Genomic DNA, 19,805 nt, shown 5'->3' with positions numbered 1-19,805 from the left:
CAGAAACGAGGTCGGTTGGATTCCCCAAACAGTTGAATTTTTCCGGAAGATCATGTATAAGCTCCGCTTGTTGTTTTTTGCCGAACCATTTTTTATAAACGGTATATAATTGAGTGGTCAAGGTAAAGAGCGCGGAAAGATATGCCGGAAGGCCTTGATTGGAGAGTTCGCAAAGATTGCTTTCTGTAATCGAGAATGCGGAGCTTTACCCTTACAATCATCGATTATTTAAACCATTTTAAAAAGAACCGGGGAAAGGTATCTCATGGATTTTATTGATCTGGCTGCCCAGCAGCAGCGAATCCGCAACCTATTGGAAGAAAATGTCCTGAAAGTCATGGATCACGGTCAGTACATCATGGGGCCGGAAGTCAAGGCCCTGGAGGACAACCTGGCGGGCTTCACCGGGGTGAAGCATGCCATTTCCTGTTCATCGGGGACGGACGCTCTTTTGATGGCGCTGATGGCTTACGGGGTCGGTCCGGGGGATGCGATTTTCACATCCCCCTTTACGTTTATCGCGACGGCGGAAGTGGTTGCTTTGCTGGGTGCCACTCCGGTTTTTGTCGATATCGATCCCAGAACGTACAACATCGACCCGGAGAAGCTCGAAGCGGCCATTTCAGCCGTGAAACAGAACAATCCCCAACTCTACCCCCTGCCGGCAAACAAGCATGCGCAGCCACTGACACCCCGGGGAATTATTCCCGTCGATCTTTTCGGACTGCCGGCGGATTACGACCGGATAAAGGCCATCGCCAAGGAGCATGACCTTTTTGTCGTTGAGGATGCGGCTCAAGCCTTCGGCGCGGAATACCACGGGAAAAAGGCCGGCTCGCTGGCCGATATCGCCTGCACCTCTTTCTTTCCGGCAAAGCCCCTGGGGGGGTACGGCGACGGCGGCATGTGTTTTACCGATGACGACGCCCTGGCGGATTTCATGATTTCCGTCCGGATCCATGGAAAGGGCAGCGACAAATACGACAACATCAGGGTAGGGATCAACGGCCGGCTCGACACGTTTCAGGCAGCCGTGCTCCTGGCTAAATTTTCCCTCTTTCCCGAAGAAGTGACCCTCCGGCAGCAGGTTGCCGAGCGCTATTCGTCCCTGCTGGCGGGGAATGGGTCCATCGTGGTCCCCTATATCCCCCAAGGCTTCCTGTCCGTCTGGGCTCAATACTCTCTTCTGGCCCGCAACGGATTTCAGCGATCCGCCATTCAGGGTGCCCTGCAGAAGGAAGGAATCCCGACGGCGATTTATTATCCAAAACCCCTGCATGTCCAGACCGCTTTTGCCGCCCTGGACTACAGACCGGGGGATTTTCCGGTCAGCGCCGACTGTGCGGAGCGTATCTTCAGCCTTCCCATGCATCCTTACCTGAAGGAAGGGGATCAGAAAAAAATTGCCGATGTGATCAACAGGATATAGAGGAGGAAATCAGCAGGGATGACAAGGAATATCGCCGTTGTCGGCGCCGGTTATTGGGGAAAGAACCTCGTACGGAATTTTTCGCAGTTGGGAGTCTTGAAAACGGTCTGCGATGCGGAGCCGCAGACGCGTCAGCAGATCCTGGAGGATTACCCGGATGTGGCTGTCGCCGATGATTTTCGTGCCACCCTGAACGATCCGGATATTGAAGGGGTGGTTATCGCCGCACCGGCGGCGCAGCATTTTCATCTGGCCCGTGCGGCCCTCAATGCGGGGAAGCACGTCTTCGTGGAGAAGCCCCTGTCCCTGACTTACAACGACGGCGACGCCCTGGTCCGCCTTGCGGCGGAGCAAGGCAGGGCCCTTTTTGTGGGGCACATCCTGAACTACCACCCGGCCGTCATCCGGATGAAGGCCATGATCAATGAAGGAAAGATCGGCAGGCTGCAGTACATCTATTCCCGCCGGCTGAGCCTGGGAAAGATCCGGCGCGAGGAGAACATCCTCTGGTCCTTTGCCCCCCATGACATCTCCGTCGTTCTGGGTATTGTAGGCGAAGAGCCCGTCTATGTCGATTCCGTGGGAAACAATTTTCTCCATGCGCGGATCCCAGATGTGACCATGACCAATCTGAAATTTCCCTCCGGGATCGGGGCTCACATTTTTGTAAGCTGGTTGAATCCCTTTAAGGAGCAGCGCCTGGTCGTCGTGGGCAGCGAAGGGATGCTGGTTTTTGATGATACCCTTTCCGTCGAGGAAAAACTCGTTCTTTATCCCCACACGATCAACTGGAAGGACGGCGCACCGGTGCCGGTGAAGGCGGACAGTCAGTCCATCGACCTGTCCGCGATCTGGGAAGAGCCCCTGAGAGCGGAATGCCGGGCTTTCCTGAGCGCCATGGAGACCGGGCAGCCGCCCTTGACCTCCGGCGAAGAAGGGCTGCGGGTGCTCCGCATCCTGGAGATCAGCCAGCATTCCCTGGAGGAAAAGGAAAAAGCCGCCGACCAGGTGAAGCCGCCAGTCGAAGCCCCTCCTTCCCCTTCCTATTTTGTGCACCCGTCAGCGGTTGTCGATGACGGGACCTCGATTGGTGAGGGGACGAAGATCTGGCATTTTTCGCATATCATGAACGGGGCGAGGATCGGGGAAAAGTGCAACATCGGGCAGAACGTGGTGGTCTCGCCCGAGGTAACCGTCGGCAGCGGTGTAAAAATTCAGAATAACGTTTCCGTCTATGAAGGGGTCACCCTGGAAGATGACGTGTTCTGCGGCCCTTCCATGGTCTTTACGAATGTCTATAATCCCCGTTCCCCCATCTCCCGGATGAAGGAGGTCCGGCCGACGCTGGTTCGCAAGGGGGCCAGTCTGGGGGCTAACTGCACCGTTGTCTGCGGAAACACCGTGGGCCGCTATGCCTTTGTGGGGGCCGGTGCCGTGGTGAAGAAGGACGTGCCCGACTATGCCATGGTGGCGGGCAACCCGGCAAAGATCAAGGGGTGGATGTGCGAATGCGGTAACCGGATTGATTTTCACGACAGCAAGGGACAATGCCGCGAGTGCGGAAAACGGTACCGGTTGTCCAAGGAAAAGGAAGAGGGGACCCGGCGCGTTTCGCCCGTCGAATAGGGGGTGACGTCCATTTCAGCCATCAAAGATGCCCGTCCACCGGGCCGGGGAAGCGGATAAGCGCTATCTGCTTTAAGAACATCCGCTCCGCTTATGTCGAGAGCTTTTCAAGCAGGCCCTTTTCTCATCCGCCCTCGGTCCATGGCTTATGCCCGCAATGGGCAGCGAATATTCCAAAATTCAATTCCTACTGATCGTTATCCCTCCCCGATATGGTGCAGCGGTAAAGAAACAAGCCAGTGCATCCTCACCGATCCCGCCAGCATGGAAAAAGCGAGACAAGTCCCGCTAATTTTAATTGACAGGCAGCTTTTTTTATTGTCTACTATTATGGTAGAGAATGTGAGCGGCGGCGCCGGGTGAGCCGTCAGCGATTTCCGGAAGATGGGGATGTCTTTGGCATCGCACAGTTCCGGACAGGGCTTTCAGCCTTTTTTAGTGGAGATTGAGCGGTTTATCCTGAACGTTCCGCTTGATTTCCCCTCCTGACAGAGGTTTTTTCGGGAAGGCTTTCGGGGATTTTATGTTCCTGCAGGCCGCCATGACTTTTAAAAGCAATCGGTGAAGAAATGACCATGAGGCCCTTTGACTTAAAAAATGAGAATTATCCCGGCCACAGGGAAGGCGCAGGCCTTGAGACAGATCGTATTCCGGAAGACGCCGTTTTAAAAAAGCATGGGGAGTTCATCGCTTTTTTAAAGCGTTCAAAGACTTCGGTGGACGAGAAGGAGACATTCAGAAACTATCTGTCGGACCTCCCGGATGAGGAAGTGATTGGATTGTATGAGGCCCTTCGTGACGAAAAGATAGAATGGGAGAAAGGCTTTTTCTACCCCAACATTCAATACCTCTTCGGGACTGCCTTTGAAAGGGAGAAGGATTATCGGGAACAGCAGCTCTGGAGAGAAAACTCTCAGCAGCAACGGGAAGTGACCCGCTGGTATGAGGAGGCAAAAGAGAAATCATGCGTCTGGTGGATTGAAAATCACATTATTTCCCGGCATTCAATAAGCAGTTGCATGAGCTGCGGCGCCTGCACGGCCCTCTGCCCGGCGGCGGAGTTTTATGATTTCAGTCCACGGATGATCATGACGATCGTTCAGGAGAAAGATGAGGCGGAAATCATTGAATTGCTGAAATCGGACACCATCTGGTACTGCCACCAGTGCGGATCGTGCAAGCCCAAATGCCCACGAGGGAACAGCCCCTTCGGGATGATTTCCTCGCTGAGGCAGCTCAGCCAGATTAAAGGGTACCATGTGGAAAGCGTCCGGGGCAGGCAGCAGTTTGCCGCACGCCACCTGTGGGGGGGCAACCTCTGGAACCGCGCCTGCACGCTTTATTTCCGCAATCCGGAGCCCATTGCCCATCGAGATTTCGGGCCGCGGTTTGCCCTTTATTTCAAGCACAAGGAAGAGATGTTCAGACGGATTGGCGCCTGCCCGGATATGGACGGCTCCCTTTCGGGAAGAAAGGTTCATCCGGATACCCTCGATGAGGTGCGAAAATTGTGGCAGGCGGGGGGAGTGCTGTATTTGTGGGAGCGCATCGAGGAGGCGGCCAGAAGGCAGGCCGAGGAGCTGGGAATCTCCCTGGACTCGTATCATGAAAAAGTGAAAAGCGAGGGTTAGAATCATGAACGTCATTCATCATGAGGGGCGCGAATCCGCATGGCAACGGTATGTCAAGGATATTCCGGACAATAATTATTTCCTGACATTGAGCTGTATTCTGGGGACTCTTTATCCCGGATCGGAGGCCATGGTTCCCAAACTTTATGACCTGCTCGGGCTCAACTGGGGGACAAGCACCGATGCGCAATCCGGATGGACCTGCTGCTCCGCGATTGGCTACCATGGCGACATTGTGCCCATCGAGGCAACCCTTCTGACTATCGCCCGGCTGTGGTCGATCGCACAGGAAGCGGGGATGGACGCTGTCACGCCCACCTGCGTAACCTCTTTCGGGGCTTACTGCGAATGCAAGGATCTCTATGAGCATGAACCGGGCTTGAAGAAAAAAATGGACAGGCTGCTTAAGGAATCCTGCGGGCGCGAATTCGAAATTCCGAAATACCTGGTGCATACCAGTGATGTCTACTACCGCTACCGAAACCGGATCCGGGATGAATTCATGAAGTTTCAGCTCGTGGAGGAAAAAACGGGCCGTCCCCTGCGGGTGGTGGATCATGTCGGCTGCCATTACAGCAAATTGTTCCCGGAAAAGCATGCCATGGGTGGTGTCGATTATTGTGAGGTTCTGTCCGGGATGGCGAAGGCATGGGGCGGGGAAAACGTGGAATACCCGGAGAGGCGCCATTGCTGCGGCATGGGATTCCGCCAATGCATGATTTCTCCGAACAGGGGAGCTACGATGGCAAGTGTCTACAAGAAAATGAAAAGCATGGCTCCCTTTCAGCCGGATTTGATCCTTACAAACTGCCCCGGCTGCCAGGTTTTTCTCGATAAGGAGCAATGGGCCATTTATGAAATGACGGGGGAAGAATATTTTGTTCCGGTGCTTACCTATCAGGAATTGGCCGGTCTGCTGATGGGCTGGGATCCTTACAATACCGCGGGGATCCAATTTCATACGGTTCCCGTGGAGCCGCTTCTGGACAAGATCGGGATCCCCTATGACCCGTCAAAGGCCTGGGTCGGCCTGGACGGCCGGCCTCTGGAGGCTGCGGCAGAGATGGAACTGGTTTCCGCAGGTGAGAGCGGCAATGGATAAACGGGTGGCCATTATCGGAGGCGGAGTGGCCGGCCTGGGCGCTGCCCTTTCCCTGGATCGATACGGGATTGAATCCATCATCATCGAGAAATCGCCGAATCTCGGCGGCAAGGTGACAGGATACGCCCAGCTGTTTCCCGACTTCAAGGACGGCAAGGCGCTGGTTGCGGAATTGATCGACAAGGCCAGGAGGTCGCCGCGCATCAGGGTGTTGACGAATGCGTCCATCCGGACCATGGCGCGTCAAGACGGACGGTTTGAACTTGCCATGACGAGCGGTGATGCCGTCTGTGCGGACGCCGTGATCCTCACCTGCGGATTCGAGGTATTCGATGCACGAAAGCAGGGCGAGTACGGATACGGGGTGTATCCGAATGTCATCACCGCCCCGGAATTGGAGCTTTTTCTGGATCCGGAGGGGCCGACGAAGGGAAAGCTTCTTCGCCCGTCGGACGGCCAGCCGGCCCAGAGGGTGGCCATCGTTTTCTGCGTGGGGTCACGGAACAAGCGGCTGGGAAATCCCTACTGCTCCCGCATCTGCTGTTCATACAGCACCAAGCAGGCCATCGAAATCATGGAGAGACACCCGGACGCAAATGTAACCTGCTTTTACATGGATATCAGGACTTACGGCAGGGGATTCGAAGAGATGTACCAGTATGCCCAGGAACTGGGCGTGAAATACGTCCGGGGAAGGGTATCCGAGTGCAGTGCCCTGCCCAACGGGGACATTCAGGTTCGCGCGGAAAATACCCTCATGTGCAGGCCTGTTCAAGGTGCCTTTGATGTGGTTTCCTTGTCTGTGGGAATGGCCCCCTGTTCCGATGGGGCCCAGATTGCGGCCTGGCTCGGTCTGGAGCTCGATCCCTATGGATTTTTCCAGGCGAAGGACGACTATCTGTCCCCTTACGAAACCCATCAGGAAGGGGTTTTTCTGGCAGGCAGCATCTCGGGGCTGAAGCCGATCCGGGATTGCCTGTCAGACGGTTTCTCCGCCGGCGGAGAGGTCGCCCTGTACCTGCAGCGATTACATCAGGGCAGGGGATAACCAGGGGATGTAATGGCGAAGACGGGGAGCGGGGGAAAAGGCCAGCCCGATTACGGATGGAGATTTCAGGGAAAGATCGTGCGTCTCTGTGAAGACCGATCTGTCCAAATGGATGAATCCTCTCATTTGATGGAGCGGGCGCTGCGCCAGATGAGCATGGAATATTTTGCCCTGGACCGCTGTCTCCAGTGTGGAATCTGTACGGAAGGCTGTCCGCACACGAAGCTCGAGACAAATGCCAGGTTTTCGCCCCGTTCCTTCATTCAGAAAGCCCGGTTGGGCCTGCTGGACCTTTCCGGCGAGGATTTGTGGCTGTGTACCCAGTGCGGGCAGTGCAAACTGATCTGCCCTTATGAAATCCCCTTTCTCGATGTCATGATCAGCCTGCGGAGCCTGGTGGTGGAGCAGGGAGCCGGCTATGTCCCGGCATCGATCAAGGGCGTTCTGTCCTCTTTGTCCTCGGCTGGGAACCCCTGGAAAGAAGACCAGAGCCAGCGTGGAGAGTGGCATGCCGATCGCGATCGTTCCGGAAACACTTCGGGACGGCAGGATGCGGTCATGCTTTTTGTCGGCTGTTTGCCATCCTATGACAAGCGTGCTCAAAAGATCGCAAGGGCGGCGGCGGAACTTCTTCAACGGGCCGGAGTGGCATTCGATATCCTCGGTGAGGCCGAAGTCTGTTGCGGAGAGTCCGCATTGCGGGCAGGCGATCAGGGGACGTTTGAGCGCCTGAAGGCGATCAATACAAGGAACCTGGCTAAGTGGGGAGCGAAGCGGATTTATACCCTTTCACCCCATTGTTATGACGTCATGAAAAACAGGTACGATGGCCTTGAAACGGGCGGATGCCAGGTTTATCCCTTCGTCATCCTTCTGCACGAATTGATTTCAAAGGGTGCCCTGCCGGTCCGGAACGGAGTTCATAAGCGGGTTGCCTACCACGATCCCTGCCTCTTCAGCAAGCATCACTCCATCATCACAGAGCCCAGAGAGGTCCTGCGGAATATCCCGGGGATAGAGCTCGTTGAGATGGAGCATTCCGGGGAAAAGAGCTTTTGCTGCGGCGGAGGAGGAGGCGGAGTCTGGCGGGATACCGCCAGGGGTGAGCGGCTTGCGGAAATCAGGCTGGAAGAGGCCTTGAAGACGGGTGCGGACATTCTGGCAACGGCGTGCCCTTACTGTCTGGCCATGCTGGAAGAAAGCGCCAGGGGGGAAGAAAGGTATCAGGATCTTAAAGTGATGGATCTTTGTGAACTGCTGAGAGAAGGGGTGTTTTCATGAAAATCATCGATGCCAGGGTAAGGATGCGCACGGACCTGATGCTCAAGCCGTGGACGACGGAGTTGAAGCCCTATTACCGGGATTATGTTTCCCTTTACAAAATGAAATCCAGGCTGAGTGTCATGCCGGTTGAGGAGCAATTTTCCTATGCGGAGCGTGCCGGAATTGAACGCATGGTGGTTTGCGGGATGGGTGACGCTGAAAATGAACACGTCCTGGAATTATCCAGAAGGTACGACAGGGTTATTCCCGTGGCCGGTGTCAGCGTGGAGATCGGTATCCGCCACGCGTTGAGAGATATCAGCAAATACAAGGAGCAGGGGATTGCCGCCATCCAGGTCACACCGCACATCCATAAGAGGGATGTCCACGACCGGCATATGTATCCCGTCTACGGCCTTTGTGAACTGATGAAGATTCCTGTCATCGTGCATGGCTCTGTTCATTTCTGGCGCGGCTCCTATATGTGGCATGGCCAGCCGCAGTACATCGATGAAGTGGCCGTGGATTTCCCGGAACTGAAAATGATCGTCTCCCACGGGGGAAACGGTTTTGGCCCTCCCATGCTGGTTGTTGCTCAAAGGCACCCCAATATCTACCTGGAATTCAGCGCCCTCAATCCCATCTACATGGCGCCGGAGTTCCTGTATGCAGCCAACTCCTATCTGCGCGGCAAATGCCTGTTCGGGACGGATTATCCCCTGGTTGATTTTGAAGTGGCTGTTCAGCGCTGGAAGAAAGTGCTCCAGGAGAGGACGCAGGAGCTATTTTTCCACCAGAATGTTCTGGATGCATTATACGGCGAACCGGTTCCCTTCTGAACATCGACGGGGACAGGGAAACCGGGATCATAGTAATCCTGACGGAGGTAGAGATGGAAACAGGAAAATACTGCGACATCGCGGAAGATTTTATTCATGGCGAACATTTCAAGTGCGGCTCCTTTGTGTGTATCGAACCGGATGTTGTTGTCGGGGATGATGTGAAGCTGGGGAATCACGTCGTCCTTAAAAGTGGGACGCGGTTCAAGAACCAGATCGATTTTGCGGATTACTGCAAAACAACGGGACTGTGCATCATCGGGAACAACGTGAATGTCAGAACCGGCGCAACGATTTCCAAGTCGGTGATCGTTGAAGACAAGGCCTTCATCGGCCCCGGAATCATGACGAATCATACCCGGAACGTTGGGCACCAGAGGAGCATCGCAAAGGTCTTTCTGCTTACACGCATTGGATACGCCTCGATTATAGGCAGTACGGTATCCATAAGAGCCGGCATGACAATCTGCGCGAATGCGATTGTCGGCGCCGGTGCCGTTGTCGTGAAGGATCTGATGGAGCCGGGGGTGTACATGGGCTATCCAGCCGTAAAAACAGCTGAATTACCGGAAGGTTATTTTGTCCCGGGCGAGTCGGCGCCCTATATGTTTTCCCCTGACGACATCAACAAGTATCTGCAGTACCTGAAAGTTTAGGGGGGGAGCGTCATTCTGGAACAATGAAGCTGAAGACGCGGGAGTATCAGCGCGGCGACGAACACAACATCAATAAATTGTATAAACTCGTCGCGAATATAGACCGGAATCAATCCGAATATGACTGGGAGTGGATCCATACGTGGGATGGTCCGGGTTTTGTCAGGCTCATGTTTGACGAGGACCGAGCGGAGGGGGATCAACTGGTGGCCCAGTACAGCCTGATCCCCACGCCCTTCAGCGTCTGGGGAAAACCCTTCCTTGCCGGAAAAACTGAAAATTGCATGTGCCATCCCGATTACCGGGGGAAGGGGATTTATTTCCCCCATGAAAAAAAATCCTTCGAAGAGGCCCGGCAGAGATTTCAGCTCTTTTTCACGACTTCTGGAAATATGACGAAAGGTGCACCTGGTGCTGTCCGCCGTAAACTTGGCTACATCGCCTTTGATTCCTGGATCCATTTTGTTTATATAACAGACAACGCTTATATCCGTAAGGCATTACAGACCCAACTGAATAAGTATGTCCGTGGTGATTCTCGTTTTGTAAAATTTCTTACTTTGCTGATTTCCCGTTTGGTTTATTTCTTTTTTGCACTCAAACCAGGGAAAAAAATCCTCCATGACATTAGATTACGTAAAAAAGACGAGGTTTCGCTTGCAGATATTGAACGTCTTTGGATCTGCAACAAAAGAGAATACGGTGTCAGCATTGACCGTACCAGTTCTTATCTTGATTGGAGGATCAACAGCAATCCCTATCAGAATCACTCTTATCTGTGCGCTTACGATAGAGGAAGTCTCATAGGCTATATTATCTTTTACGAAGCCAAGGATACGATGATTCATGTTATGGACATTCTGGTGGACAGAAAGGACGAGGTGATATTTTCTGAACTGATACAAGCCCTTATCCTCTACGCAAAAAAGAAAGGGGCTGGTGCGGTCAGGTGTACGACGTTGAGTCATAATATGCTGCTGAAGAAGATGTTTCGCAAAAATGGTTTTGTGTCTTTTAATCCAACGCATTCCATTGGGATGTTTACGTCAAAAAACAAAAGACAGAATCCGTTTAACGTCTTTGTATCAGAGACGGTTGATACCTCTGGAGACATACTGGATCCCTGCAACTGGTATATTACGGACCTGATCAAGGAAGGTAGATCGAGTTGAACATTATTCAGCCTTTCCTGGCGCAAATTGCACAAGATAGATAATTTGGACTCGATACCTGGGAGGCCTTATCCGGCATTGAAATGAGAGACGTCGGTGTTCAACATAATTCCTCTCATTGCTGTTTCAGCTTTTGAAAATTCAAATAAATTTTTAACTATACAGACATTTCGAATTGTACAATACAAATAAATCATTCCAATGCTCACGGGCAGTTCAGCCTTTCGAAATTGCAGCCAGATAAATTCATGGACTTACGTTGTTCCAACGGTTGAAATATGCCTACAACTGCCGAACACCGGTTTATTAAAAATATCTTATTTCGCTTACTCCTCAATCTGCCCGTCACCATCAGGGGATTTATTGTTCTCCCCCTTCTGACCCGGACCTATTCCCCAGAAATATACGGTTTATGGCTGCAAATTCTTCTCATTAAAGAAATATTAATTCCCTTGCTCAGCTTACGGCTGGAAACAGCCCTGCTCCGATATCTTGCTTCCGAAGATAACAAGCTAGACGTCATCAAATCTGTTTTCACGATTACCGCATGCTGCTGTCTGATTTTTGTTTCCTCCATCTTTTTATTTCCCCATCTTCTTTCAAATTTGATTTTCGGCACGGCGGGATTTTATGTTCTTTTATTATTCGCTGCCGTCTGGATATCCATTCATGCCTGCATGCATATCGGATTTGTTGTGCTCAGGTCACAGGAGCGGATCAAGACCCTTTCCCTGCGAGAATTGCTGTCAACACTCTGGCTCATCAGTGCCGTTACCGTTGCCTATTTACTGCGCATTGACGTAAATTATCTGCTGGTCATCTGCATCATTGGTGACAGCGTGTTGCTTATTTGGATATTGATCCAGATCGGCGTACCGTTCCCTTTGAGGCGTCCTGATCTTGCCTTTCACCTGGTCAAGAAATATGTTCCCTATTCTGCACCTCTCATCGTAAATTCCCTTTTTCTCTGGTTCACAAAATCCGTTGATCGGCTGCTGATCATCCATCTGCTGGGGTTGAGTTATATGGGTGTTTACGGGGTAAGTCTTCAGATTTCAAATCTTCTTGCAGTGGTTTTGAGTCCGATCAATTATGTTTTATTTCCCCGGGCGGCGGCTTCATGGCGTCCGGACAACACAGAGGAAGCAAGCCGGTATTTTTCTCAGGCCGCAACCCTGACTCTTGTTTTCGGTGCACCTGTGATCGTCGGGCTGTATGTCATTTCCAAGGGATTGATCCCGCTGCTGGCAGGCCAAGATTACAGTGTGTCCCCCGATCTCGTGGGCTATCTGATGTTTTCCGGATTGGCTTTGATGATTTATCAGAATCATCTGTATGTAATCCATCTGATGGAAAAAACCTATCTTCTCCCGGCGCTTTTCATCTTCACTGCAGTTGTGAACTACATACTCGGATATGTTCTTATCAGCCACATTGGACTTCTTGGGGCAGGCATAGCGCGGTTTGTCACGTTTTTTGTCATGGCGCTCATCATCTCCCTATGGGCACGCAGATATATTACCTTTTCCCTGCCTTGGAGATTGATCCTGAAAATCATAGCGATCTCCATTCTCATGGGGATCTGTATTTCTTGGATGCCAGTTCAATCATGGCTTAATCTAATTCTGACCACTCTTGTCGGCGTTTCTCTCTATTTGGTGCTATTGATCGTAACACGAGTGGTGACCCGTCAACACGTGACACAAATTAAAAAGTTATGGAAATAACTGGAAAAATATCTTATTCTTCACGTCGTGCCGATACGGCAAAGGTATCCTGGTTTTGTGATATCCTCTCGGACAGAATCATAAGGTCTCGTTTGAATTCTCTTCATCTATCCTACGGAACCGGGGAAAAAACAAAATTCTCAGACAGGAAGCTGAATATTTATATACCTCGGAAACAGAGATCATTTGATGAGATGTCCTTGGTGTTTGACAAGATAAGTCAAGGAACACCTTGGATAAAGGCAGATGATTCGATCATTGAAGCTGACATTGACTTGATTTCTTTTGCGTTGTGGATACTGAATCGTGAAGAGGAAACGTTACAGTGTGATAACAGTGATTGCTGGGACAGGGAAGGGAGATTCCTTCTCTGCAAGTCCTTGGCATACAGGAAAGGTCAATGGAAACGGCCTGTCCTTGATCTCCTGCTTGTTCAACTTATCAAAGTCATGGAAGAAAAAATTGGTTTTCCTCTGCTCAGGCGAAAACCCTGGGGTGAAAGAGGAGAAATGGCCGTTTGGGCAACACATGATGTCGACAGGTTGATGATCAAGTATGGGTTGTTGTTGAAACTCCCTGTCTGGTTATTTTTCGCGGCAAAACAACTGGTACAGGGAAATAAAGAAAACGGACGTTATTGGTTGAGGAAATGTTTCAGAAATTTGAAAAGTAGAGAAGATTCAATCTATGAAAGCATTCAGAAACTGGCAGAACTGGAAAAAGAACATCGTTTAAAAAGCACCTACTTTTTCATGGGGCTTCGAAGAGGCATATCGTGGGGTGAACGGCTTCGATATCCTATATCAAACCCCAAGGCGAAAAATCTATTACGTCATCTTGTGGGGGATGGCAACGAAATCGGTTTGCATCCCGGTAGATACAAAGCCATTTGATAAAGGCCACCTGATAAACCAGCAGAGAAATCTTGAGCATGCACTGGGTAAAACAGTCAATGTGTTGAGAAATCACCATTTGCTTGTTCATTATCCTGACTCATGGAAAATGGCAGAAGCGTGCGGTGTTTCTGTCTGTTCGAACGTGGGTTGGCGTTCTGGCAATGGATTCCGTGCGGGTACCTGCTGGCCCTATCACCCCTTTGATATCCATGCGGACAGGCAATTGAATATATTAGAAATTCCAATGATTTATATGGATAACGCCAATGATGCGGAATCTGAAATCGTCAGAGAAGTCCTTTCGCTTGCCAATGAAGTTTCGCTCGTTCATGGTGTGCTGACTATCAATTTTCACACACACATCTTTGAAACTTTCGATCTGTCATCCAAGGGGGCTGCATATAAAGATCTATTGGAAGGATTAAAGAAATACAACTTTTTAAACACGGAAGATATTGTCGGCAACCTTTGGAACGTTAATAATGCTTGTTAAGAAAAATCAAATTATAAACATCATCCTGCTGCTCCTATTTAAAGCATTTCTGGAAGTGCTGTATGTTAAATTTGTTTATGAATTTTTTTCGTATGCAGGTTATGGGCTGAATATAAATATCACGAAATTATTTGAATCTTATTTTTTAATCATTCTTCTATATTTAATGCTGCCCGAGGATGACGACGTTCCATCAAAAATTGTATTAAAGCTTCTATTCCTCTTCATGGTTGTTCCCTTCTGCTCTTTTTATGCATTGACCGATAAGGAACGGTCTTATTTTTATTTCTTCGTCATCAGTTTTGTCCTTACAATGGTTGTAAGAACGATCATTCCTGCCGCTAGAATAAAAAAACTACAGTATGGCAGCATCGCCATGTACGCCTTTGTAACATTTGTTTCTTTGATTGTGCTTTCCGTGCTGATCAAAGAAAATGGCTTACCCACATTCAAGGCTTTCAATCTTGCCGCTGTTTATGAAGTCAGGGGTGAGGCAGAACGTGGTTCACAGCTGATAAACTATATGATCGGATGGCTCGCCTGTGCGATCAATACATTTCTCATCGGACTGGCATGCTATCAGAAGCGATATTTTCGGTTGCTGATTCCGTTAGGTGTCCAGTTGATCCTTTATGCCTATCTGGCACAGAAAAGCTTTCTCTTTACCCCGCTGGCCATTGTTTGTCTTTTTATTGCCGTTAGAAGTAAAAATCTTTCAAGGTCCATACTGATTGTACTTGTCTTGAGTTTATCCATTCTCTACGCATTCCGCGGTGAAGACATCGTGAAATTTCCCGCATCCCTGTTGGTGAGACGTGTCTTTTTCGTTCCCGCTAATGTAACCTATAATTATTATGATTATTTTTCAAAAAACGAGTTTGTTTACATGTCGAATTCCAGGATAACGCTGGGGCTGATTGATACGCCTTACAAAGAGTCCGGTGTGGCCATCGCGAATTTAATGGGGTTGACTTACGCGGAAAATATAAATACCTACATGAATACCGGGTATTTGGGTAACGCATATATGCAATTCGGTTTCGCAGGAATGCTGTCTTTCTCATTTATTTTAGGGCTTGTATTGGTTTTCGTTGATTCCTGTGCGAAGAATATAGATGTCGGCTTGGCTTTATCGGCTGTCATTATTCCCCTTCAGAAATTGAGCAACACGGCTCTTTTTTCTTCTTTTTTGTCCAACGGCCTGTTGATTGGAATGATGATGTTATGGCTGTATGAAGAACGTTCATCCATTTTGGCATTTAAGTATTGGCTGTCCCGGCATATTCTCTATAATCCTCACCCAGAAAAGTCTGATACTTATTCGGAACAAGCTCATAGATTTTCAGGGATCGCTTAGGGCTGCAGATAAGCCAGAACTTTTTGATATCCAGCCTGCAAATCAAGAAGGAATTAATCAACTATGTGCAAAGTGTGCCATCTTTCGACGGTTCACGGTTGTTTCAGTAACCGGATTTTTCATAAACAATGCAAAACGCTCAGCCAGGCGGGATATTCCGTGACGTACATTGTTCAGCATGAGTGCGATGAAGAGATTGATGGTATTAAGATCCGCATGCTTTCAAAGCCGAACAATCGAATGGATCGGATGATCAGGTTAAACCTGTCAACACTAAAATTAGCACTTGAAGAAAATGCGGAAACATACCATTTTCATGATCCTGAGCTGATTTCGATTGGCATCTTACTAAAATTAATGGGGAAAAAAGTTATCTATGATGTACACGAAGATTATAAGGCATCCATCGCAAAAAAACGTTGGATTCATTCATCCCTGCGCAATCTCGTTGCCAACGCTTTTTCATTCATAGAATCATTTAGTGCGAATACATTCGATGGCATTGTTGCCGCGACTCCCCAAATTGCCAGACAGTTTGCTTCTCCGAAGACTGTGGTTGTGCAAAATTTTCCACAGATAGAAAATTTCAATCCTTCTGTTGAGATGCCATATGAGAAGAGAGGCGCAGTGATAACATACATCGGTGGAATGTCTGTCTTGAGAGGAGCCAGAGAAATGCTAGAAGCCGTTTCCCTTCTACCCCATGCTCTTCAGTGGCAACTTCACATTGCCGGGAGTGTGCAGGACAAAGAACTGGAACAGTATCTCAACAAGCTGCCGGGGTGGAAAAATACGCTTTTTTATGGTTGGCAATCCCGACAGTTTGTCGATGATCTGTTGTCAAAATCCAAAGTGGGGTTAGTTCTTTTCCATCCGGCGCCTAATCATACGATGTCCCAGCCGAACAAACTTTTTGAATATATGATGGCGGGCATTCCTGTGGTTGCGTCCAACTTTCCGTTATGGAGAGAAATCGTGGATGGCGCAAAATGCGGCATAACTGTGGACCCTTTGAATGTTGAGGAAATATCCGAGGTTGTAAAGTGGCTTCTGGTGAATCCCGCAGAAGCTAAAGCAATGGGTGAAAGAGGTAAAAGAGCCATTTATGATCGATATAACTGGCATAATGAAGGAGAAAAATTGATTAATTTGTATAAACGAATTGCCGGATGAAAATCATAGTATCTCATGATGTTGATCATCTTACCGTCTGGGAGCATTCCTACGATCTGGTCCTTCCAAAATTTCTTGTAAGGGCGATTCTTGAGTATGGTTTTAACAAGATATCCCTGCATGAACTGATAGAAAGGCTGAAATGCTTTAGGGCGAATAAATGGGAAAACATCGCAGAACTAATGGCTTTTAATAAGGCCCACCACGTTCCAGCTACGTTTTTTCTTGGTGTGGCCCATGGGAAAGGGATGTGTTATTCTTTGAAAAATGTTGAGCCCTGGATCAATCGGATACGGTCGGAAGGTTTTCATGCAGGTCTTCATGGTGTTGCTTATAACAGCGAATCCGCCATCCAGAAAGAGCATCGTCTGTTCAAGGAAATTTCGGGGACAGATACCTTCGGGATCAGGATGCACTACCTGAGAAATGACCCCAAAACGCTCAATTTGCTTGCCGAAGCTGGGTATGCATTCGACGCGACTGTTTACGATCAGGCAGATCCCTTTAGAATCGGAAGCATGTGGGAGTTCCCAATCCACGTTATGGATGGTCGCGTCGTGCAGAACAAGAAAATTGCAGGAAAGCCGAATTTCAAAACCATTCAGGAGAACACGATCAGAATCATTGAGCAATCACGGAAGAGCGGAAATCGTTATTTCTCTCTGTTATTTCATGACCGCTATTACAGTGAAGCCTTTCAGGTTTTCAAGTCATGGTATGAGTGGGTTATTTCTTATTTACAGGAAGAGGGGTATCAATTTTCAAATTATCTTGACGCAATGAATGAATTGCAATCCTGCAAATAGATGGAGGACAAATGAAGGGAAAGATAACATTTTTAAACGTCGTCTTTTTTTTGATGTTTTTAATGAGTGTGACCGGCATTGCCTATGGTCATGAAAGAGAAAAAATGATTGCCCAGTTTGATCGCTTTGACTTTGCAATCAACAGTGGCCAAGGTCATAGTAAAAAGACCAATGAGGCCAATGTGCTGTCATGGGCGGAAAGCTACCTTCTGGAAGCTTATCTGGTCATGTATGAAGCAACGGGGAATAAAAAGTATATTGAAAAATTTGTCTCACAGGCTGAGGATGTCTATAATACAACGGACAAACAGCGCGGCATAAAGGATTATACGGGGCGAATGAGATCCGGATGGGGTACGACCAAAGGAAGCAAGGGTAAAGTGTCTGTTGTGACCATCCTGGGGACGGGAATACTGTCGATCCCCTCGTAAAATTTGCCGCTCTTGTTAAAGAAAGAAAGGAACTGAAGCCGATTATCGGGGAGTTGCTGGCAAATAATTGGCCTTGCCGAGGAAGCCGTTGCGGAATTCAATGATCAATGGTGGATGGATCGAGTCAGTGGTCAGGGTTACTATAGAATGAGGGGTGACGAGCCGAATAAGGCTGTTCGTAATGCTGCTATAGCGTTCAATGGAACCATGGGGATTGAAGAGTCCTTTATTGCTGGTATCAGGCAGAAACGATATCTCGTCAAGTCGAAAGCTCTCGCCTTGACGCTGCGTAATAACCTGTCTTTGGGAAAGAATAATTCGTATGTTTGGGGATATCGACCTGGTAAGGGCAGGCTGGAGGATATATCACACGGAGCGATTGATGTTGAATTGCTATGGTGAAGCCGCAAAACATATTGTCTTCAGCCGAAATGACTGGAGATTTGCGAATACACTTTGAACACTTATCGTTGCAAGAACAACAGACTCTCTGTTTTTGTAGACGGAAGCGATGATCGCAAGGGGAGTGACTTCAGCAATGCCGCTGCACGATGGTTGGATCTGTGCACAGTCAATTGCAATGTTTATCGAGTCGTTTATAAATATAACAGCGCTAAATTGCAGCATTCACAGAGAGAACATCCCGGCGTTATGCTTGGCTTGGCAAAAATGATCAAGTATCATGGCCTTTGTCCCGTTACGTAGCGGGAAAAAAGTTCCTGTGTGTGCTTCACCTATTTCGGTGTTGTAATCAATCCCCTGCATAGACACAATGTGTTCGATTTATGAAATGATGGATCGTTAATATCATGCATATCTGGTATCTGAACCATTATGCCAAACCCTCATCATTCGGTACCCCGGGCAGATCCTTGTACCTTGCCCGGGCGCTCATGAATATGGGGCACGAACCTCTGATTGTGGCGGCTTCTGATCATCACACAAGGATTAAGCCGGCGCCCGTTGAGGACATTAACCATGTAACGGCTTATGAGGGTGTTTCTTATTATCATGTGCCTACCCGCCCGTATACGGGTAACGGGATATACAGGGTCCTCAACATGCTTGACTATTCAAGAGAGGTGGAACATCTTGCCGGGAAAGTGCGTTCAGGTGAATTGCCGAAGCCCGATATTCTGATTCCTTCCTGTGTTCATATCTTTGCATACCCGGCTGCAAAAAAATTAGCCCGGCTGTGTGGTGCGAAAGTCATCTTTGAAGTTCGGGATATCTGGCCGTTAAGCCTTGTGGAACTGGCAGGAGTTCCTCCATGGCACCCATTAATTTTATGGATGTCACACATTGAAAAGATGGCTTACCGGGAGGCTGATGCCGTTGTCAGCTTAGTCCCCGATGCCGTTGAGTATATGAGCAAAAAAGGCCTTTTACCTGACCGATATCATTATATACCAAATGGAGTCGATCTGGAGGAATGGAATCCTCCTTTTGAGCCTTTACCTGAAGAGCATCAGGCTGTTTTTGATAAATGCCGTGAATCGGGAAAAATGATTGTTGTTTATGCCGGTGCTCATGGGCCCCCAAACGCTCTCGATCAGATTCTTGATCTGAAAAAAGTCTTAAAGAGTCGTGAAGCTCCATATCATTTTATCTTAATAGGTTCAGGTGTAGATAAAAATAAGCTCGTGGATCGTCAGCATCATGATGACATTGATTTTGTCAGTTTTCTTCCAAGAATCCCTAAAAAAGCCATTATATCTGCTATATTGCAGGCGGATGTCTGTTTTATGAGCCTGAAAAACTCGCCTGTTTTCCGCTTTGGCATCAGTCCTAATAAATTAGGAGATTATCTGATAGCTGGACGCCCGATCTTATACGCAGTAAAAGCGAGCAACAACCCTGTCGAAGACTCAGGAAGCGGCATAAGCATTGAGCCCTACAATGTCATGCAGCTGGACGATGCCTTGAGGACGTTTGTCACAATGACGGAACTCGAAAGAAAGGAGATGGGACGAAGGGGGAAATCTTATGCGCTTGAAAATCTTGAATGGTCGATTCTAGGAAAGAGATATGGAACTCTTTGTGAGCACTTGGCAGGTCCCATCAGGTGACGGATTTTACCATCAAGCCTTTTTTATATCAGAAATTCAGTGGACACTAAGTTAATCCAAAGGAACATAAAATATCTTTTAGATAGG

Annotated in this window: 17 protein-coding genes; all 17 read left to right on the top strand. The window is 49.0% G+C overall.

Annotated elements, in window-relative coordinates:
• The first annotated feature begins 265 nt into the window (after positions 1 to 265).
• Positions 266 to 1,429, top strand: coding sequence for a DegT/DnrJ/EryC1/StrS family aminotransferase (locus AB3175_RS03065; RefSeq protein WP_367359474.1), 1,164 nt, complete (start codon positions 266 to 268; stop codon positions 1,427 to 1,429).
• An 18-nt stretch (positions 1,430 to 1,447) separates the two neighbouring features.
• Complete coding sequence (locus AB3175_RS03060) at positions 1,448 to 3,055, top strand: Gfo/Idh/MocA family oxidoreductase (protein WP_367359473.1); 1,608 nt, start codon at positions 1,448 to 1,450, stop codon at positions 3,053 to 3,055.
• A 575-nt stretch (positions 3,056 to 3,630) separates the two neighbouring features.
• On the top strand, positions 3,631 to 4,686 hold the full coding sequence (locus AB3175_RS03055) for a 4Fe-4S dicluster domain-containing protein (RefSeq protein WP_367359472.1): 1,056 nt from the start codon (positions 3,631 to 3,633) through the stop codon (positions 4,684 to 4,686).
• Between the two features lie 4 nt (positions 4,687 to 4,690).
• A complete protein-coding gene (locus tag AB3175_RS03050; protein WP_367359471.1) occupies positions 4,691 to 5,788 on the top strand; it encodes a heterodisulfide reductase-related iron-sulfur binding cluster in 1,098 nt (365 codons plus the stop codon).
• Positions 5,781 to 6,836: an FAD-dependent oxidoreductase gene (locus tag AB3175_RS03045; RefSeq protein WP_367359470.1), complete on the top strand. Its 1,056-nt coding sequence runs from the start codon at positions 5,781 to 5,783 to the stop codon at positions 6,834 to 6,836. The genes AB3175_RS03050 and AB3175_RS03045 overlap by 8 nt, the downstream gene beginning before the upstream one ends.
• Before the next feature lie 12 nt (positions 6,837 to 6,848).
• Positions 6,849 to 8,117, top strand: coding sequence for a (Fe-S)-binding protein (locus AB3175_RS03040; protein ID WP_367359469.1), 1,269 nt, complete (start codon positions 6,849 to 6,851; stop codon positions 8,115 to 8,117).
• The gene (locus tag AB3175_RS03035) at positions 8,114 to 8,938 is read left to right on the top strand and encodes an amidohydrolase family protein (protein ID WP_367359468.1); all 825 of its coding nucleotides are present in this window, start codon (positions 8,114 to 8,116) and stop codon (positions 8,936 to 8,938) included. Before AB3175_RS03040 ends, AB3175_RS03035 begins: the two co-directional genes overlap by 4 nt.
• A 53-nt stretch (positions 8,939 to 8,991) precedes the next feature.
• A complete protein-coding gene (locus tag AB3175_RS03030) occupies positions 8,992 to 9,594 on the top strand; it encodes a hypothetical protein (protein ID WP_367359467.1) in 603 nt (200 codons plus the stop codon).
• Positions 9,595 to 9,617: 23 nt separating this feature from the next.
• Positions 9,618 to 10,766: a GNAT family N-acetyltransferase gene (locus AB3175_RS03025; protein ID WP_367359466.1), complete on the top strand. Its 1,149-nt coding sequence runs from the start codon at positions 9,618 to 9,620 to the stop codon at positions 10,764 to 10,766.
• Positions 10,767 to 11,044: 278 nt separating this feature from the next.
• A complete protein-coding gene (locus AB3175_RS03020) occupies positions 11,045 to 12,493 on the top strand; it encodes a lipopolysaccharide biosynthesis protein (protein WP_367359465.1) in 1,449 nt (482 codons plus the stop codon).
• Positions 12,494 to 12,693: 200 nt separating this feature from the next.
• Positions 12,694 to 13,386, top strand: coding sequence for a hypothetical protein (locus tag AB3175_RS03015; RefSeq protein WP_367359464.1), 693 nt, complete (start codon positions 12,694 to 12,696; stop codon positions 13,384 to 13,386).
• Positions 13,340 to 13,882 carry a hypothetical protein gene (locus tag AB3175_RS03010; RefSeq protein ID WP_367359463.1) on the top strand — a complete coding sequence of 181 codons (543 nt, stop codon included), beginning with the start codon at positions 13,340 to 13,342 and terminating at the stop codon, positions 13,880 to 13,882. The genes AB3175_RS03015 and AB3175_RS03010 overlap by 47 nt, the downstream gene beginning before the upstream one ends.
• Positions 13,872 to 15,239: a hypothetical protein gene (locus AB3175_RS03005; protein ID WP_367359462.1), complete on the top strand. Its 1,368-nt coding sequence runs from the start codon at positions 13,872 to 13,874 to the stop codon at positions 15,237 to 15,239. The genes AB3175_RS03010 and AB3175_RS03005 overlap by 11 nt, the downstream gene beginning before the upstream one ends.
• 63 nt (positions 15,240 to 15,302) lie before the next feature.
• Complete coding sequence (locus tag AB3175_RS03000; protein ID WP_367359461.1) at positions 15,303 to 16,412, top strand: glycosyltransferase family 4 protein; 1,110 nt, start codon at positions 15,303 to 15,305, stop codon at positions 16,410 to 16,412.
• Entirely contained in the window at positions 16,409 to 17,218 is an 810-nt protein-coding gene (locus tag AB3175_RS02995) for a hypothetical protein (RefSeq protein WP_367359460.1), read from the top strand. The genes AB3175_RS03000 and AB3175_RS02995 overlap by 4 nt, the downstream gene beginning before the upstream one ends.
• 11 nt (positions 17,219 to 17,229) lie before the next feature.
• Positions 17,230 to 17,649, top strand: a complete 420-nt coding sequence (locus tag AB3175_RS02990) for a hypothetical protein (RefSeq protein WP_367359459.1) — start codon at positions 17,230 to 17,232, stop codon at positions 17,647 to 17,649.
• Between the two features lie 809 nt (positions 17,650 to 18,458).
• A complete protein-coding gene (locus AB3175_RS02985) occupies positions 18,459 to 19,718 on the top strand; it encodes a glycosyltransferase family 4 protein (protein WP_367359458.1) in 1,260 nt (419 codons plus the stop codon).
• Positions 19,719 to 19,805 lie beyond the last annotated feature (87 nt).

Origin of the sequence: Syntrophus sp. (in: bacteria) (assembly GCF_040768185.1) — a bacterium.
GTDB lineage: Bacteria > Desulfobacterota > Syntrophia > Syntrophales > Syntrophaceae > Syntrophus > Syntrophus buswellii.
Note: the sequence above shows the minus strand (reverse complement) of the source record. Positions and strands in the feature narration are given on the sequence as shown.

Bases quoted from the DNA above. Each gene is read 5' to 3' on its own strand.
- AB3175_RS03065 (WP_367359474.1), top strand. From the start codon at position 266: ATGGATTTTATTGATCTGGCTGCCCAGCAGCAGCGAATCCGCAACCTA.
- AB3175_RS03060 (WP_367359473.1), top strand. From the start codon at position 1,448: ATGACAAGGAATATCGCCGTTGTCGGCGCCGGTTATTGGGGAAAGAAC.
- AB3175_RS03055 (WP_367359472.1), top strand. From the start codon at position 3,631: ATGAGGCCCTTTGACTTAAAAAATGAGAATTATCCCGGCCACAGGGAA.
- AB3175_RS03050 (WP_367359471.1), top strand. From the start codon at position 4,691: ATGAACGTCATTCATCATGAGGGGCGCGAATCCGCATGGCAACGGTAT.
- AB3175_RS03045 (WP_367359470.1), top strand. From the start codon at position 5,781: ATGGATAAACGGGTGGCCATTATCGGAGGCGGAGTGGCCGGCCTGGGC.
- AB3175_RS03040 (WP_367359469.1), top strand. From the start codon at position 6,849: ATGGCGAAGACGGGGAGCGGGGGAAAAGGCCAGCCCGATTACGGATGG.
- AB3175_RS03035 (WP_367359468.1), top strand. From the start codon at position 8,114: ATGAAAATCATCGATGCCAGGGTAAGGATGCGCACGGACCTGATGCTC.
- AB3175_RS03030 (WP_367359467.1), top strand. From the start codon at position 8,992: ATGGAAACAGGAAAATACTGCGACATCGCGGAAGATTTTATTCATGGC.
- AB3175_RS03025 (WP_367359466.1), top strand. From the start codon at position 9,618: ATGAAGCTGAAGACGCGGGAGTATCAGCGCGGCGACGAACACAACATC.
- AB3175_RS03020 (WP_367359465.1), top strand. From the start codon at position 11,045: ATGCCTACAACTGCCGAACACCGGTTTATTAAAAATATCTTATTTCGC.
- AB3175_RS03010 (WP_367359463.1), top strand. From the start codon at position 13,340: ATGGCAACGAAATCGGTTTGCATCCCGGTAGATACAAAGCCATTTGAT.
- AB3175_RS03005 (WP_367359462.1), top strand. From the start codon at position 13,872: ATGCTTGTTAAGAAAAATCAAATTATAAACATCATCCTGCTGCTCCTA.
- AB3175_RS03000 (WP_367359461.1), top strand. From the start codon at position 15,303: ATGTGCAAAGTGTGCCATCTTTCGACGGTTCACGGTTGTTTCAGTAAC.
- AB3175_RS02995 (WP_367359460.1), top strand. From the start codon at position 16,409: ATGAAAATCATAGTATCTCATGATGTTGATCATCTTACCGTCTGGGAG.
- AB3175_RS02990 (WP_367359459.1), top strand. From the start codon at position 17,230: ATGAAGGGAAAGATAACATTTTTAAACGTCGTCTTTTTTTTGATGTTT.
- AB3175_RS02985 (WP_367359458.1), top strand. From the start codon at position 18,459: ATGCATATCTGGTATCTGAACCATTATGCCAAACCCTCATCATTCGGT.